This is a genomic window from Fictibacillus barbaricus (genome assembly GCF_014635025.1).
In the GTDB taxonomy this organism is placed as follows: domain Bacteria; phylum Bacillota; class Bacilli; order Bacillales; family Fictibacillaceae; genus Fictibacillus; species Fictibacillus barbaricus.
In genome coordinates this window covers 1,386,736-1,402,225 of record NZ_BMCE01000002.1, presented here as the reverse complement: position 1 = coordinate 1,402,225, position 15,490 = coordinate 1,386,736, and the positions used below count along the sequence as shown (strand labels likewise).

Sequence of the window (15,490 nt, the reverse complement as noted above, 5' to 3'; positions counted from 1 at the left end):
AGAGCTGTTAAGACAAAGCATAGTGTGAAGGATTTAATAGAAGTGGTTGAAAGAATTAGTGTGATAAATAGAGCAATTTTGAAATGAAAGACTTGGTCTAGACCGAGTCTTTCTTTTTATATGGAAAAAATTGCTTGGCATAAGATGTGGGTTTATTTTATAATATTAGTGTAAAATTACACTTTATTCACTAGGCAGGGAGTGTAAGGAATGAAGCTAAAATGGATCGTAACTGGGATTTTTCTGTATAGTGTAGCTCTTTATTCAAGTGTTTTTGTATATTCACTGCAACAAAAAACAGAAGTGGTGGAGGATGCTGGAAAGCTATTACCTACGAAAATGAAAGTTATCAGAAGCTCTCACTCAATTCCTGATCTTCAAAAATGGATTCAAGAAGAGGAAACGATCTCAATTGCAGGTATGCAGCACAGTCAAGGTGGTCATACGCTTTATCCTAACGGAACCCTCCTTGATATGAAGAGCTACAATAAGATTTTGGATTTCGATCCTGGAAAAAGGAAAATCACCGTACAAAGCGGGGCCACTTGGGCAGATATACAAGAAAAAATAAATCCGTTTGGTTTATCTATTAAAGTTATGCAGTCACAAAATATTTTTACGGTTGGCGGATCGCTAAGTGTAAACGTTCATGGGCGTGACATCCGATATGGCTCATTGATTGATACTGTTGACTCCTTTCGATTGTTAAAAGCGGATGGAGAAGTAATCAACGTTAGCCGGACAGAGAACAGTGGTTACTTTTCGTATGTTATTGGAGGCTACGGACTATTTGGAGTCATTCTAGATGTAACGCTCCAATTAGCAGAGGATGAACTTTACCAATACCGAACGGCATCCATGGATTATCAAGAATATGAAACGTATTTTGCAGAAAAAGTGAAAAAAGATAAGAAGGTTAAAATGCATCTAGCTCGATTATCTGTTGCACCAGGGACGTTTTTAAAGGAGATATATATAACGGATTATGTACTTGCCAGGGAACAAGGAAGGTTAAAGAAGTATTCTATATTAAAAGAAGAAGAATTGGTTGCTCTCCCTAAATTAATGTTAGGTATGTCACGTTATAGTGAGTGGGGTAAAAATGTATTTTGGGACACACAGAAAAAATTTTTCATGGAAAGCAACGGAAAGTATGAAACACGAAACAACGTGATGAGATCAGACAGTGAGTTCATGGAATACGAAAATCCCAACAGAACAGAAGTATTACAGGAATATTTTGTCCCTGTGGATGAGTTTACATCGTATATCGATGATCTGCGAAAGGTTCTAGCAAGAGAAGAACTAAATGTACTTAATATTACAATCCGGTATGTTGAACATGATGAGGATGCAGTCCTCTCCTATGCCAAAGACGATATGTTTGCGCTTGTACTATTGATCAATCAAGGTCGCTCTAAACAAGACATACAAAAAACAGAAAAAGTGATCCGCAAGACGATCGATATGACGTTAAAACACGGAGGCAGTTATTATCTGCCCTATTACTCTTATCCGTCGGATCAGCAGCTGAAAAATGCATATCCACGAATTGAGGAATTCTTTAAGAAGAAACGTGAACTTGATCCTGAGAATCGGTTTAAAAATCTGTTTTATGAGAGGTATGGAAAATGAACAATCGTACATTTATAACATCGCAAAGTCTTTTGATGACAGCGAGTTCAATAGCTTTTCCGTTTTATTTGCTGCTCATTCGAAATATAGGTGACAGTTACTCGCAATTCGGTTTGGCATACGGTCTTTTTGCATTAACTGGTGCACTTTTTCATCCAGTTGTAGGAAGACTTTCTGACCGGATAGGAGATCGCCCCTTACTTATTGTTTATACTTGGGGAATGGCAGGGATGATGCTTGTTGTTCCTATCATTGAGACGGTTTTTGTTCTATATATGCTGCAGATTGCGATGGGAGTTTTAGGTGCCGTCCAAAAGACAGTTGAAAAAACAGCGCTAGCACGGCAGTATACAGGAACACAGACCGGTAAGAAAATTGGAAACTATCATTTTTGGACGAATGTTTGGGGAGCAATCGCTGTAATAGCAACAGGCTATTTAATAGATTTCCTTACCATCGGAAGCCTTTTTTATCTTGCCTCTTTCCTGTATATGATTTCAGCCATCATGATCATGAAATCAACTTCGAGCAAACTAACTTTCCAAAAAGAAAAGCCTGTGCAGTACTAAGCTGCCAGGCTTTATTGATACAACTGAGATAAAAACCAGTTTTATGATGATACCTTAAAAAGCAAGAATGAAGAGTATCTAAACTCATACCCGAGAATCTGTTTAAAGGCGTTTCAAACGTTACTACATTTAAGAAGTATAGATAAAGCCAACAAGAATTTTTTCCATTTAAGCGCATCTTTTTCATGGACACGATCCATTATCATCCTTATCTTTTTTTCGCCAATACTTTTGAATAAATTTCTTAACTATGTCTTTGCCGGCTAAAAGTGCACCGAGCCAGAAGAAAACTTCTCCTCCTATAAACAATCCACTGACGATGGCCGTCTTTACACCTCCGCTAAATGATAGGAAGGGAATAATAGGAATCGAAATCCATAACACAAATGAGAGTATAACAAAGATAATTCCAGTTTTCTTTTTCATGGGTTGTCTCCTTCGTAACTAGTTACCTGTAGTACGAAAAAGCAACAATAAAAGTTCCCGCCCTCTATATTTTATTATAAGGGTAGAAAATTTTACCACTAAACACTTAACCAATAGGTTCTTAGTTGAAAAAGCTTCCAAACTTGGATAATGTTAAGGGGAAACCGGTGTAAAGGTGGGGGATATCTTGAAGAAAGAACTTGTTTATCAGAGCAGAGATAAAGAGATTGAAGTTTTCGAAGATGAGTTTGGATGTATAACCTTAAAAGAAATACCACATGAAGCAGCGGTAATGGTCACTCTTGAAAATGATTCATTGATTTTAATCAGCCAATATCGGCCTGCAGTTGATGAAGTAATCATACAACTTCCAGGTGGAGGAATGAACGTAAACGAAAATCCGATGGAAGCTGCCAAACGAGAACTGGCAGAGGAGACAGGGATCGTTTGCGGTGAGGTTCTATTCTTAGGAAGCATTCAGCCGAGTGCCTGCCTGAGCAACACGATTACACATGTTTATTTTACAAAGGAAATAATAGAGTACCAATCACAAATGCTTGAGAAAAAAGAATCCACTATTCAAGCTTTTCATATCCCTGTAGAACGGGCATTTCGAAATATTGAACAAGGCATATGGAAAGACAGCGAACTTGCACATGGTTTGCTGCTAGCTCGTTTGAAAGGACTGATCTAATGGAATGTTTAGGCTGTGATTTAGCAAACGGTAAACTTCCTGTACATACGATTTTTGAAGATGAACTTATTCGATGCATCTTAGACATCGATCCGTTTAATGAGGGACATACGCTGATTCTTCCTAAGAGGCACGTAAAAGAACTGACTGAATTAACACATGAAGAAACTTTAGCTGTGGTGGATGCAGCCAAATACACATCAGAGAAATTAAATATATGTTTAAAACCGGATGGGATTACGATCAACCAAAATGGGGGAAAATTTAGTGACCTCACTCATTTTCATATGCATGTGATTCCAAGGTATGAAAATGACGGTTTTACATGGAGTGAGTCTTTAATCTTAGATGATGCACCTCAGAGATTAGCAGAAACGGCGGAAAAGCTAAGAACAGTGGAATCTTTTTAACTCTATGAAAACAGTGTATAACAAAGTGAAATAAGGAGGGATATTATGGCAAGCAGTAGTCATGATCGAGCCGTTCTACATAATGGCGTTCAGATGCCATGGGTCGGCTTAGGAGTCTATAAAGCTGAAGATGGTGATGAAGTCATTCAGGCTATCAAATGGGCGATTGATGCAGGATATCGAAGTATTGATACAGCGAGCCTTTATGAGAACGAAGCAGGTGTTGGACAAGCGATTGCTGAATCACATGTTCCTAGAGAAGAACTGTTTATCACGACAAAGGTCTGGAACACAGATCAAGGCTACGAAAGAACTCTCGAAGCTTTTAACGCTAGTTTAGAAAGATTGGGCCTTGATTATGTAGATCTTTACCTTGTTCACTGGCCGGTGCCAGAAATGTATAAAGAAACATGGAAAGCATTAGAGAAAATCTATAACGATGGCCGTGCAAAAGCTATTGGTGTAAGTAACTTTAAAAAGCACCATCTTGAAGATTTAATAGCTGATGCTGAGATCAAGCCTATGGTCAACCAGGTGGAGTACCACCCGCGTTTAACACAGGAAGACCTTTTGTCGTATTGTAAAGAAAAAGGTATACAACTAGAAGCATGGCGGCCTCTTTTAAAGGGAGAAATCTTTGAAGAGCCTACTCTAGTTGAACTTGCAGAAAAGTATAATAAATCAGTAGCTCAGATTATCCTGCGCTGGGATCTTCAGAACGGCGTCGTAACGATTCCAAAATCTGTGACAAAGAATCGGATTGAGGAGAATATCGATATCTTTGATTTTGAATTAACGAATAAAGATATGTCACGCATCTCGGCACTCAATCAGGATAAAAGGAACGGAGCAGACCCCGATGATCCAGAGTTTTATAAGCAATTTGATTAAGAGTTGAAGTCTTCCCGACAGGAAGGCTTTTTTTATTGGATAAGTAGATTATGGTCGTTCACATGATACATCCTATCACCACCTTTTTTCAGTATCTGTTTTGTTTTAAAAAAGAAAAAACGGGAAAAAGGGTAAGCGTAGTTTAAAGAAAGGAAGGAAGTGTCAATATGACGAAGCGAATTCTGATCGTTGTAACAAACCATCAAAACATCGGCAGCAATAAAACAGGCCTTTGGTTAGAGGAGTTTGCCGTTCCTTTTAACGTGTTTCGTGATAAAGGGTATGACATTACTGTTAAAAGTATCAAAGGCGGAGGTGTTCCATTAGATCCAAACAGTTTAGAAGGTGTAGATAAAGAGAATTTCAAAGAGGCACTAGCCTTGCTTGAAGATACAGCAGAACTAAGCAAGGATGACGCTGTAAGCTATGACGCAATATATCTCCCAGGTGGCCATGGAACCGTATTTGATTTCCCTGCAAGTGAAGCGCTGAAAGAAGTAGTAAGTCAGATGGCGCAGACGAACAAAGTAATCGGCAGCGTTTGTCACGGTCCAGCGGGTCTCACGACTGCAACACTTAAAGATGGTACACCGATTGTAAAAGGAAAGACGGTAACAGCTTTTACGGATGAAGAGGAAGAAGAAATGAAGCTTACAAAGGAAGTACCGTTCCTTTTAGAAACGAGACTTCGTGAGCTGGGCGCCGAATTCCAACGAGCAGGAAAATGGGAGGATTTTGCAGTAACGGATGGTACTCTCGTTACTGGGCAGAACCCGCAATCCAGTAAAAGTGTTGCCCTTCAAATGATTGATGTTCTAGAAAAACAATAAACCAATTATTAGAACGACTGGCTTGTGCCGGTCGTTTTTATATGGGCAATCACCCATTGACGGTCCCTTGAGTATGTTAATAAAAATGGATTAAAATGGGGGAATCGGAATGGGATACTATATTCGAGTTGAAAAAGATGTAAGGATCTATGTAGAAGATGTGAATCCAGAAGGCAAAAAGACGGTCCTTTTTATACATGGATGGCCAGCGAATCATAAATTGTTTGAATACCAGTTTAATCAGCTTCCATCACAAGGGTTTAGGTGTATAGGCATTGATCTAAGAGGTTTCGGGAAATCAGATAAACCATACACTGGCTACTCCTATGACCGATTAGCAGATGATATCTATGCCATCGTACAAACACTGAAGCTCGAGAACTTTGCATTGGTAGGCCACTCTGTAGGTGGAGCTATTTCCATTCGATATATGGCTAGACATAACAATTATGGTGTTTCTAAATTAGCTCTCTTAGCTGCAGCAGCGCCAAGTTTTACAAAACGGCCAAATTTTCCATATGGTATTTCGGTTGAGCAAGTGAACACGTTAATACAAGACACGTATAAAGACAGGCCTAAAATGCTTTCAGGATTTGGTGATCTTTTCTTCTTTAAATATGTAACCGAGCCATTTTCCACCTGGTTTTTTCAGTTGGGCCTGGAAGCTGCGGGTTATTCGACAGCAGCGGTTTTAGGTTCGCTGCGTGATGAGTCACTGTTTTCTGACCTTGAAAAAATAAAAGTTCCAACTCTAATCCTTCATGGAGTGCATGATCAAGTATGCCCTTTTCCCCTGGCTCTTGCCATGAACAAAGGCATTCAAAACTCGAAACTTATACCGTTGGAAAATAGCGGCCATGGCCTGTTCTGGGAAGAGTGGGAGAAAGTGAACAAAGAACTCGCAGAGTTTATAGAGTAAAGAGGAATAGGGAAGGTTTGTGAAGAAGAAAAGAAAAAAGACTTTGAGGAGACTAGTGAATGAACATTAAATTAAATAGGGTTACACGAGATAACTGGGAAGAAGCTTTGAAGCTTCAGGTAAAAGAAGAACAGAGCAAGTTTGCACCAACAGTAGCTGTTTCACTTGCAAAAGTGTATATAAAACCAGACGGACCAAATGTTGAATATCTTCCATTTGCTATTTATGACTCTGAACAGATGATAGGTTTCATCATGCATGCTTATGAAGAGCAAACTTCAGGTATGTACTGGATCAACGGATTTATCGTTGATGAAAAGCATCAAGGAAAAGGATACGGGCGAGCAGCCATGGTTGAAATGATCTCGTGGATCAGAAAAAACTTTAACCAATGTGATGAAATTAGGCTAACTGTTTATCAAGATAATAAGACAGCTAAGAAACTGTATGAAAGTTTAGGTTTCACAAAGACAACACAGATGTTTGGAGAAGAAGAAGTCTGGAGATTATCGTTTACTGAAAGATAGTAAAATGATAAATAAAGACTTCAACTACTGCGAAACGTTTATCAAGGTAGCAGAATACTGCCCTGTAACACGAGGGGAAGTTCCTCCTTTACGTAAAACAAGACCAACAAAAACTTCCCTTGAATTCGAGCTGCTTGCTAATCACCTTTAATAAAAATGAGAACGGCAAAATAAAACTGATCGCCACCATGCGTAACATCAGTAAAAAGTAAATGCTGTTTACTTATAGAACATAAGATGCAGTTGTTCTTGGTGATTCAGAGTCGCAATAAGTATATCTGGCAATTTGGCATGCTTCTTCTTAAGTTGTTCATGGAGCCATTCTTCGTCTTTTCCAATCTTTGATAGCTCTTTTTGATTAATCTTCCCTTCTTTGATCACAATTTGAGGATAATCAAACGGCTTTGACGGCAAGCTTAGATCTTTCTGAATAACAGTCTGATAGGAGGGCTGTAAGAAGGATGTAACCGTTCCGTTTGATTCAAATAAGGCGAGTGCTACTTCTTGAATATCAATTACCCTGTGTCTTCTCAGTTCTGAATAGAGTACATCGATGGAAATTCTGGCTTTTTTAAGGTTTTTATATTGGATCTGTCCATTCCTCACCAAAGGGATTGGAGCAGGATCAATAATTTTTCGAATTGGGTGCCAATGCAGGCCAGTTAAAGTTGTACTTACATATAAAAAAACGAGAACAGTCATCGTGATTAAAGACCCTTTTAGTCCTAGGTGTTCGTCAGAAAGTGGATGTGCAATGATGTTTCCGAAAATAAGTGCCATAACAAAATCCAGTAATCGCAGTTGTGAAATAGATCGCAGTCCCATCACTTTTACAGCAATAAGCAAAAAGAAAAAGGCTACGATTGCCCTTAAGATCCACTCGATGCTCGTTAAAGATTCCTGACTTTGATAAAAATCAAGCAAATGCTACACCTCGTCTCTTTCAATGCTTTTAGTAGTATGGTCATCAAATTTTAAATATAAATCCTTCCATGTAAGAAAGTTGCGTGAAATAATATGAATCGTCTTAGCACCATATCGCAGGAATCATTTTATATATTAAACGGAATGCCTTCTTTTGTTGGTTTAGAGCAGAAGAAGAGAATTGAAACAGAAGTATTTTCTCATTTGGTTGATGAACTGCTGTCAATAGGATTATCTAATAATCTCAACCGGGTAAGCGTTCATTTAAAAAAGGATAGTATAGTATTTTTTAACCATGCTGCACATTTAGAGGAACGAGGGTTTGAGTTATTTACAACGTCAGTGGAATATTACAAAAGCTTTTCTGAAGATTTTGAACTAAAAACCGATTTTTCCTATTTTACATTGGAAGATTCCAGGTTTACTGAAACTGAGTTTAAGAGTTTATGGGGAAGAGTCATGCAAGGTTCAGGTAATGCAAATTCGACTCTTTCTATGGACGAGCATTTAATTTCAGTAAAGCATGAGCTAGGGTCCGGATGGATGAGAAATTGCGGAGTTTTCTATAAGGATAAAGTTCCGGTGGCCGTTTGCATTCCTCACATTGAACCGGGAACGGAAGATGAGGGACGTTTATTTTATTTTGGTGTGTTGCCGGAAGAGAGAGGAAAAGGGTATGCAGGGATCCTTCATAAACTTTCTTTAAAACTTTTGAAAGAATTGGGAGCGAGTTATTACGTAGGTTCCACGCACGAGACGAATACGGCGATGCAGCGAATCTTTCAGAAATCAGGATGTGAGGAAAGAGGAAGAAGAGCCTCATACTATTATTATTTTGATAAGTAAGGTAAAAAGTCGCCAAATGGCGGCTTTTTTTATTGAACATGCTAATTTTTCTATTTACCAGCAAATTTGAGCATAGTTAGATGAGAACTTACCTTCAGAAGGATTACAAAAACACAGGTCTTTATACCTATCCTTCAGATACAGCAATAAAAATAAATGGAAAGAAGTTAGGGATATTTTATCATTGACGATGATAATCATTATCAATTAAGGTTATACATGTAATCGGTAATGAGAATCATTTTCAGTGTCGGATATAACTTAAGGAGGAAAAAACAGTGAACACGTTACAAATAGAAATGAACGAAAAGTATCTGAAACAGCAGGAAAAGAGAGAATCAAATGCAAGATCATATCCACGACGCATCCCGATCGCGATTGAGGAAGCGGAAGGTATCTATGTAAAAGATGCTGATGGAAAAACGTATATCGATTGTCTAGCAGGAGCTGGAACACTTGCACTTGGACACAATCATCCAGTCGTGATCGATGCGATTGAGAAAGTGCTTCATGATAAGCGCCCATTACATACACTGGATTTAACAACGCCAGTAAAAGAAGAATTCGTTAGTGAAGTGTTTGAAAGTTTGCCGCAAGAATTTGCGAAGCGTGCAAAGATCCAATTCTGCGGGCCAACAGGAGGGGACGCAATCGAAGCTGCGATCAAGCTTGTAAAAACAGCAACTGGCAGAAGAAGCATCCTCTCTTTCCAAGGCGGTTATCATGGAGCAACCCACGGGACGATGGCGTTATCCGGTAACTTAGGGCCAAAACAGAATGTACAAGGTTTAATGCCAGATGTTCATTTTATGCCATATCCGTATGCATATCGTTGTCCGTTTGGGATGGGTGGAGATGACACACACAGAATAAGCGCTAAATATATTGAAAATCTTCTGTACGATCCAGAAAGTGGAATCCTTCCTCCAGCGGCGATGATCTTGGAAGCCGTGCAAGGGGAAGGCGGCTCTATTCCAGCTCCAGTAGAGTGGTTGAGAGAAATCCGCAGGATCACGAAAGAGCGCAACATTCCATTAATCATTGATGAAGTTCAAACAGGAATCGGACGAACTGGAGAATTGTTTGCGTTTCAGCATGCAGATATCATCCCGGATGTCGTGGTCTTATCTAAAGCCATCGGCGGTAGCTTACCTCTCTCAGTGGTTATATATGACCGTGAACTGGATAAATGGGGACCGGGAGCACACATTGGAACATTCCGAGGAAATCAAATGGCAATGGCTGCAGGAACAGCGACGCTTCGCTATGTAAAAGAGAACAACCTTCCACAGCATGCGGCTGCCCTTGGAGAGAAGCTGATGCAAGAGCTGTCAGACTTGCAAAACGAATATCCCGAAATTGGTGATGTCCGCGGACTAGGTCTGATGGTAGGTGCTGAGATTGTAAATCCAAGAGTGCTAACTGGTTTAGCTGGGACGTTTGGAGCAAATCCGGAGCTGGCAAGCCGTATTCAGCGAGAATGTTTTAACAGAGGACTTATTTTAGAAGTTGGAGGAAGGCATGGAAGTGTGATCCGATTCCTGCCACCGCTTATTATCACTGAAGCTCAGCTTGAAGATGTAATTTCCATATTTAAAGAGGCGGTAAAAACCGCTGTCAATTAGGGGTGCAGCATGAACACAACTGATTTTGACCGTTTTTTCTTAAACAGCCCAGCTGGTAATGAGAATTTTCAACAAATCGTATTGGAGACTCAGCAGCTGATAAGTGAATTTTATAAAACCAATTCAGATGCTTTTAGTGGAGAGCTCCCTGAAGTCATTGAACAAGAAATAGATGCTCTGCCTATTCGTTCAAAAGAGGGAGACGATTTTCTTGTTGTATTAGATGATGTTCAGAAAAGAATTGTAAAGAACAGCATTCATGTTTCTCACCCAACGAGTATCGGTCATCTTCATTGTCCGCCACTTATACCAGCAATCGCAGCGGAACTGATCATTGCCACACTTAATCAGTCAATGGATTCCTGGGATCAAAGTTCAACAGCCACTTTTCTGGAGGAACGTCTGATCAACTGGGTAGGTGAAAAGCTTACCCTGCCTCTATCTTCTGATGGAACATTTACAAGTGGAGGTACACAATCGAACTACATGGGATTGTTGTTAGCGAGAGATTGGTTTTGTGATAAGCATTGGAATTGGAACGTTAAGCAACAAGGATTGCCGCCTGAATTTCATAGACTCCGAATACTTTGTTCGGAAAGTGCCCATTTTACAGTGAAAAAGTCTGCTTTTCAGCTAGGGCTGGGTGAACAATCTGTTATTACCGTTCCAACAGACATCAATCATAAAATGAATACCGCCATATTAGCTGAAGAAATTGAGCGTTTAAAAGCTGGCGGCTTCATACCGATGTGTGTGGTTGCAACAGCAGGAACAACAGATTTTGGAAGCATCGATCCTATTTTAGAGACTGCCGCTATTACAGACGAGCATGGACTTTGGCTGCATGTAGATGCTGCTTATGGTGGCGCCCTTATGCTTAGCGAAACACACTTTAACAAACTGGAGGGCATTAACCGAGCAGATTCTATCACAATCGATTTTCACAAGCAATTTTATCAGCCGATCAGTTGCGGAGCGTTTTTTGTAAAAGATAAAAAGAATTTCCGTTACCTCACTCATCATGCCGATTACTTAAATCCGGAAGATGATGAAGAAGTTGGCCTTGTCCATTTAGTCAATAAGTCTATACAGACTACAAGACGATTTGATGCGTTGAAATTATTTATGTCACTGCGAATGGTTGGGGAAAAGAATTTTGCCTGTATGATCGATTACACGGTTCAACTTGCAAAGCAGGCTGCCGAAGTGATGGCTCACCTAGAGAACATCCAAGTTTGTAACACGATTCCTGAAATCAATGCTGTCGTTTTCCGTTACACCGACAACACAGAAGAGAACCTGGATGAAAAGAATACGTTTATCTATAAAAAACTCATTCATACAGGAACAGCATTAATTGCAAAAACGAGAGTGAAAGATCAGGTTTATTTGAAGTTTACGCTGCTTAACCCGAGAACGACCATCGTTGATATTGAAGACATTCTTCATAGCATTTCTCAATTTGCAGCAGAGTACGAAGACAGGGGGATTACCCAATGACAAATCACAAACAACGAGCAGAAGAAGCAAGCATGCAAAGTTTCTTGAACTGTTACTTAAGAGAAACACAAAACTATATGGAAGAGGCACCCGCTGAATTGGAATGGCACGATGAAGCACCAGCAAAATGGCTGAAGATCTGCCTGCCTAATCAACATGCATCTATTTATGCAGCGGTAAAACATTGGTCATTAACGGGGAGACATCTTTTTCAATTTCCATTCGTCTTAATGACACATGATCATTTCATGCCACTGGACTATGTAACGCTGGTCGCGCTTATTTCAAAGGAATTATTGCTGAAGAATGGACGCAATGATGCGGAAGATGAGCTAATGCTTCGTACAATCTTAAGCAAACAAAATGTCGAACGTTATTTAAAGCAGCGAGAAGAAGACACTGACCGTTTGCAGAACTGCGAGTTTACCTTTATTGAAGCAGAGCAATCTCTTCTTTTTGGCCATCTGCTGCATCCAACGCCAAAAAGCAAACAAGGAATGAGCATACATGAAGAGTCAATATATGCTCCTGAACTAAAAGGTTCATTTCAGCTTCATTTTTTTAAAGCAGATCGCTCGATCGTTGATCAGGATTCAGCTGTTGACGTAACTGCTGAAGAAATTACAAAGGAACTGCTTCAGAAAGATGAAAACTGTTTTTTAGAAGATCAAGAAGCTATCTTTATACCTGTTCATCCTCTTCAGGTGCCTATCCTGCTTAATGATGAAGAGGTACAACGGTTAATAAAAGAAGGAAAGCTAGACTATATCGGCCCATATGGTGAAAAGTTCTCTGCAACATCATCTATGAGAACCGTATACAGCCAGGACTTTAAATACATGTTCAAATTCTCTGTTCCTATTAAAATCACGAACTCATTACGCGTTAATCTGGAAAAAGAGTTACATAGAGGTGTGGAAGTTTCAAGACTCATTCAGTCGCGCATTGGACAAGAATTAAAAGAACTCTTCCCATCCTTTCAGATCATCCAAGATCCAGCCTACTTAAATATACCGACTGAAAAAGAAACATCTGGATTCGAAGTGGTGATCAGAGAGAATCCTTTCTATCAAAACGACGAGAATGCCAGTTTGATAGCTGGACTTTGTCAGGATCATGGTTACGGCGGGCGCTCGAGGATCAAGGCGATCATTGAGGATCTGGCACAAAGAGAAAATAGAACGACAGAAGAAGCAAGTAAAGATTGGTTTGCAAAATATCTGTCAGTGGCACTCGATCCGATGCTCTGGCTCTATGAAACATATGGCATCGCACTTGAAGCACACCAGCAGAATGCGGTAGTACAGCTAGAAAAAGGGTATCCGAAGAATTTCTATTACCGTGATAACCAAGGGTATTATTACAGCGAATCAAAGGCAGACCTGCTCGTGGAACAATTGCCTGATTTGAACCGCAAAAGTGTAACGATCTGCAGCGATGAAGTGGCAATTGAACGTTTTCGTTATTACTTCTTTATGAACCATTTATTCGGCTTGATCAACGGGTTTGGTTCAGCTGGACTTATTGAAGAAGATAAGCTGATGAAGATGCTGCGAGACCGCTTAATACATCATGACACCATTACTGGAGGACACTCTGACCTTTTAAGAAGTTTGCTAGATAAAGAGGAACTGCCATGTAAGGCAAACCTATTAACGCGTTTTTATGACATGGACGAGCTAGTAGGTTCACTCGAGACACAGTCCGTTTATACAAATATCCCTAACCCATTACAGAAGGTGCTGAGATCAGATGAAGCCAGAGTTTAGTTTCTACGATCCAACAATAGAAAAATCGATCTCTTTTGTAAAGGCTGATCTAGAACGGGATGTTTCACTTCTGCATAAATGGCAGCACCAGCCATATGTTATTCCATTCTGGAAGCTGGATATCTCACTGAAAGATTATCGAACCCATCTTGAAAATTTTTTGGCCGATCAGCATCAATCGTTATATCTCGGATTGATCGATGGTGTTCCAATGAGCTATTGGGAAGCATATTGGGTAATTGGAGATGTTGTTGAGAATTGCTATGATCCTCATCCAGAAGATCAAGGCATTCATCTGCTGATAGGTGAAGAAGACTATCTGGGTATGGGATACGCCCTTCCACTGCTTCGTGCCATGGTTCGTTTTCAGTTTTTATCAAAAGGCACCGAAAAAGTGATTGCTGAGCCGGATATTATGAACGAAAAGATGATTCACGTTTTTGAGAAATGCGGTTTTGAAAAGGTGAAGCCGATTGAGCTTCCAGATAAGACAGGCATGCTCATGTATTGTCATCGGGAAACGTTTGAGAGGAGATGGGAAGATGTCTTTAAAACAGCTACGGCCTAAAAAAATATATGACATAATTGGTGTCGGCATCGGGCCATTCAATCTTGGACTAGCGGCGATGCTGGATGAAACGGGTGGAAAAGAAGCACTGTTTTTAGAAAAGAGAACAGAGTTCAATTGGCACAAAGGGATGCTGATCGACGGAACGACGCTTCAAGTGCCATTCTTTGCAGACTTGGTGAGTATGGCAGACGTAAAGAGCAAGTATACATTTTTAAACTATCTTCAAGAACATAATCGGTTGTATCATTTTTATTTTTTGGAGAACTTTCATATCCCGCGCAAGGAGTACAACCACTACTGCCGCTGGGCAGCCAATCAACTGGAATCTTGCCGATTTGGTATGACAGTAGAGCAGGTTCGGCCTGTAGACCTTGCTGAAGGTTTGCTGTATGAGGTGATTGTGAAGTCAGAAAGCTCTGGTGAAACGGATACGTATTATGCAAGGCATCTCTCAGTAGGAATTGGGACGAGTCCTTCTGTTCCGTCTCATATAGAAAGACAGCTTGGCGCTAAAGTGATCCACTCTTCAGAGTACATGAATAAAAAAGAAGAACTGCTCCAAGCAAATTCGATTACCGTGATTGGATCAGGGCAGAGTGCAGCAGAAGTGTTCTATGATCTTGCGCTGCTCCAGGATAATGATTCATATACCTTGAATTGGTTCACACGTTCAAGTGGATTCTTTCCTATGGAGTATTCCAAGTTAGGACTTGAGTATTTCTCACCAGATTATACGAACTTCTTTTATCAGCTGCCAGCTTCGAAAAAGGATGATCTTCTAAAAAAACAAGATCTTTTATATAAAGGGATCAGCATGGACACGATTGCTGATATTTATGATCTTCTGTATGAAAAATCAGTAGGCCAAGTAAAACCTGAGATTCATTTGCAGGCGATGACAGAACTTGTTCATCTTGAAAGAGTGGATGATTCACATCTCCTTTCACTAAGACAGCATGTAACAGGTGAAGTGTTCGAACTGCAGTCAGATGTAGTGATTTTAGGAACAGGGTACGCTCCTTCGTTTCCGCACTTTTTAATGAGTATGCAAGAACGAATCGAGTGGGATAAAAAGAACCGCTACCAGATTACCAACGATTATCGTTTAATGACAAAAGGTCTTGAGGACAATCATATCTTTATTCAAAATGGTGAGCTTCATACGCATGGTGTCGGTGCCCCGGATCTTGGTCTTGGTGCGCACCGGAATGCCGTGATCATCAACAAGCTTTATGGAAAAGAGATCTATCCTGTCAGCCAGAAGAATGTGTTTCAGACATTTGGGATGGAACCTGCATGGAAGCCGGCTCCCGTTCGTTAACTCTTTTTCCATTTAACTCACTCGTACACAAGG

Annotated in this window: 17 protein-coding genes; 15 read left to right on the top strand and 2 right to left on the bottom strand. The window is 40.1% G+C overall.

Features of this window, described 5'->3' with window-relative positions; translation table 11 throughout:
* Positions 1 to 210: 210 nt before the first annotated feature.
* Positions 211 to 1,635, top strand: coding sequence for an FAD-binding oxidoreductase (locus IEV52_RS16595; RefSeq protein WP_188403598.1), 1,425 nt, complete (start codon positions 211 to 213; stop codon positions 1,633 to 1,635).
* Complete coding sequence (locus IEV52_RS16590; protein ID WP_188403597.1) at positions 1,632 to 2,204, top strand: MFS transporter; 573 nt, start codon at positions 1,632 to 1,634, stop codon at positions 2,202 to 2,204. The genes IEV52_RS16595 and IEV52_RS16590 overlap by 4 nt, the downstream gene beginning before the upstream one ends.
* A gap of 183 nt (positions 2,205 to 2,387) precedes the next feature.
* On the opposite strand, the gene IEV52_RS16585 is transcribed toward IEV52_RS16590, so the two are convergent.
* On the bottom strand, positions 2,388 to 2,630 hold the full coding sequence (locus tag IEV52_RS16585; protein ID WP_188403596.1) for a transporter suffix domain-containing protein: 243 nt from the start codon (positions 2,628 to 2,630) through the stop codon (positions 2,388 to 2,390).
* 187 nt (positions 2,631 to 2,817) lie between these two features.
* Here IEV52_RS16585 and IEV52_RS16580 point away from each other — a divergent pair, with 187 nt between their 5' ends.
* The 7 genes from IEV52_RS16580 (at position 2,818) to IEV52_RS22820 (ending at position 7,052) form a co-directional block, all read left to right on the top strand.
* The gene (locus IEV52_RS16580) at positions 2,818 to 3,324 is read left to right on the top strand and encodes an NUDIX hydrolase (RefSeq protein WP_188403595.1); all 507 of its coding nucleotides are present in this window, start codon (positions 2,818 to 2,820) and stop codon (positions 3,322 to 3,324) included.
* Positions 3,324 to 3,734: an HIT family protein gene (locus IEV52_RS16575; RefSeq protein WP_188403594.1), complete on the top strand. Its 411-nt coding sequence runs from the start codon at positions 3,324 to 3,326 to the stop codon at positions 3,732 to 3,734. The genes IEV52_RS16580 and IEV52_RS16575 overlap by 1 nt, the downstream gene beginning before the upstream one ends.
* A 45-nt stretch (positions 3,735 to 3,779) precedes the next feature.
* Positions 3,780 to 4,625, top strand: a complete 846-nt coding sequence (locus IEV52_RS16570) for an aldo/keto reductase (protein WP_188403593.1) — start codon at positions 3,780 to 3,782, stop codon at positions 4,623 to 4,625.
* A 167-nt stretch (positions 4,626 to 4,792) separates the two neighbouring features.
* On the top strand, positions 4,793 to 5,455 hold the full coding sequence (locus IEV52_RS16565) for a type 1 glutamine amidotransferase domain-containing protein (RefSeq protein WP_188403592.1): 663 nt from the start codon (positions 4,793 to 4,795) through the stop codon (positions 5,453 to 5,455).
* A gap of 109 nt (positions 5,456 to 5,564) precedes the next feature.
* The gene (locus IEV52_RS16560; protein WP_188403591.1) at positions 5,565 to 6,374 is read left to right on the top strand and encodes an alpha/beta fold hydrolase; all 810 of its coding nucleotides are present in this window, start codon (positions 5,565 to 5,567) and stop codon (positions 6,372 to 6,374) included.
* A 59-nt stretch (positions 6,375 to 6,433) separates the two neighbouring features.
* On the top strand, positions 6,434 to 6,901 hold the full coding sequence (locus tag IEV52_RS16555) for a GNAT family N-acetyltransferase (RefSeq protein ID WP_188403590.1): 468 nt from the start codon (positions 6,434 to 6,436) through the stop codon (positions 6,899 to 6,901).
* A gap of 4 nt (positions 6,902 to 6,905) precedes the next feature.
* Positions 6,906 to 7,052 carry a DUF6157 family protein gene (locus IEV52_RS22820; protein WP_373869423.1) on the top strand — a complete coding sequence of 49 codons (147 nt, stop codon included), beginning with the start codon at positions 6,906 to 6,908 and terminating at the stop codon, positions 7,050 to 7,052.
* A 68-nt stretch (positions 7,053 to 7,120) separates the two neighbouring features.
* Here the strand turns inward: IEV52_RS22820 and IEV52_RS16550 are convergent, their stop codons facing one another.
* Positions 7,121 to 7,825, bottom strand: a complete 705-nt coding sequence (locus tag IEV52_RS16550; protein ID WP_188403589.1) for a DUF421 domain-containing protein — start codon at positions 7,823 to 7,825, stop codon at positions 7,121 to 7,123.
* 93 nt (positions 7,826 to 7,918) lie between these two features.
* Between IEV52_RS16550 and IEV52_RS16545 the strand changes: the two genes are divergently transcribed.
* The 6 genes from IEV52_RS16545 to IEV52_RS16520 all read left to right on the top strand — a co-directional run bounded on the left by IEV52_RS16545 (position 7,919) and on the right by IEV52_RS16520 (position 15,457).
* Positions 7,919 to 8,671, top strand: a complete 753-nt coding sequence (locus tag IEV52_RS16545) for a GNAT family N-acetyltransferase (protein ID WP_188403588.1) — start codon at positions 7,919 to 7,921, stop codon at positions 8,669 to 8,671.
* Between the two features lie 278 nt (positions 8,672 to 8,949).
* Entirely contained in the window at positions 8,950 to 10,296 is a 1,347-nt protein-coding gene (locus IEV52_RS16540; protein WP_373869422.1) for an aspartate aminotransferase family protein, read from the top strand.
* A 9-nt stretch (positions 10,297 to 10,305) separates the two neighbouring features.
* On the top strand, positions 10,306 to 11,796 hold the full coding sequence (locus IEV52_RS16535) for a pyridoxal phosphate-dependent decarboxylase family protein (RefSeq protein WP_188403587.1): 1,491 nt from the start codon (positions 10,306 to 10,308) through the stop codon (positions 11,794 to 11,796).
* Positions 11,793 to 13,565: an IucA/IucC family protein gene (locus IEV52_RS16530; protein WP_188403586.1), complete on the top strand. Its 1,773-nt coding sequence runs from the start codon at positions 11,793 to 11,795 to the stop codon at positions 13,563 to 13,565. The genes IEV52_RS16535 and IEV52_RS16530 overlap by 4 nt, the downstream gene beginning before the upstream one ends.
* Positions 13,549 to 14,133, top strand: coding sequence for a GNAT family N-acetyltransferase (locus IEV52_RS16525; RefSeq protein ID WP_240460768.1), 585 nt, complete (start codon positions 13,549 to 13,551; stop codon positions 14,131 to 14,133). The genes IEV52_RS16530 and IEV52_RS16525 overlap by 17 nt, the downstream gene beginning before the upstream one ends.
* Positions 14,108 to 15,457, top strand: a complete 1,350-nt coding sequence (locus IEV52_RS16520) for a lysine N(6)-hydroxylase/L-ornithine N(5)-oxygenase family protein (protein ID WP_188403585.1) — start codon at positions 14,108 to 14,110, stop codon at positions 15,455 to 15,457. The genes IEV52_RS16525 and IEV52_RS16520 overlap by 26 nt, the downstream gene beginning before the upstream one ends.
* Positions 15,458 to 15,490 lie beyond the last annotated feature (33 nt).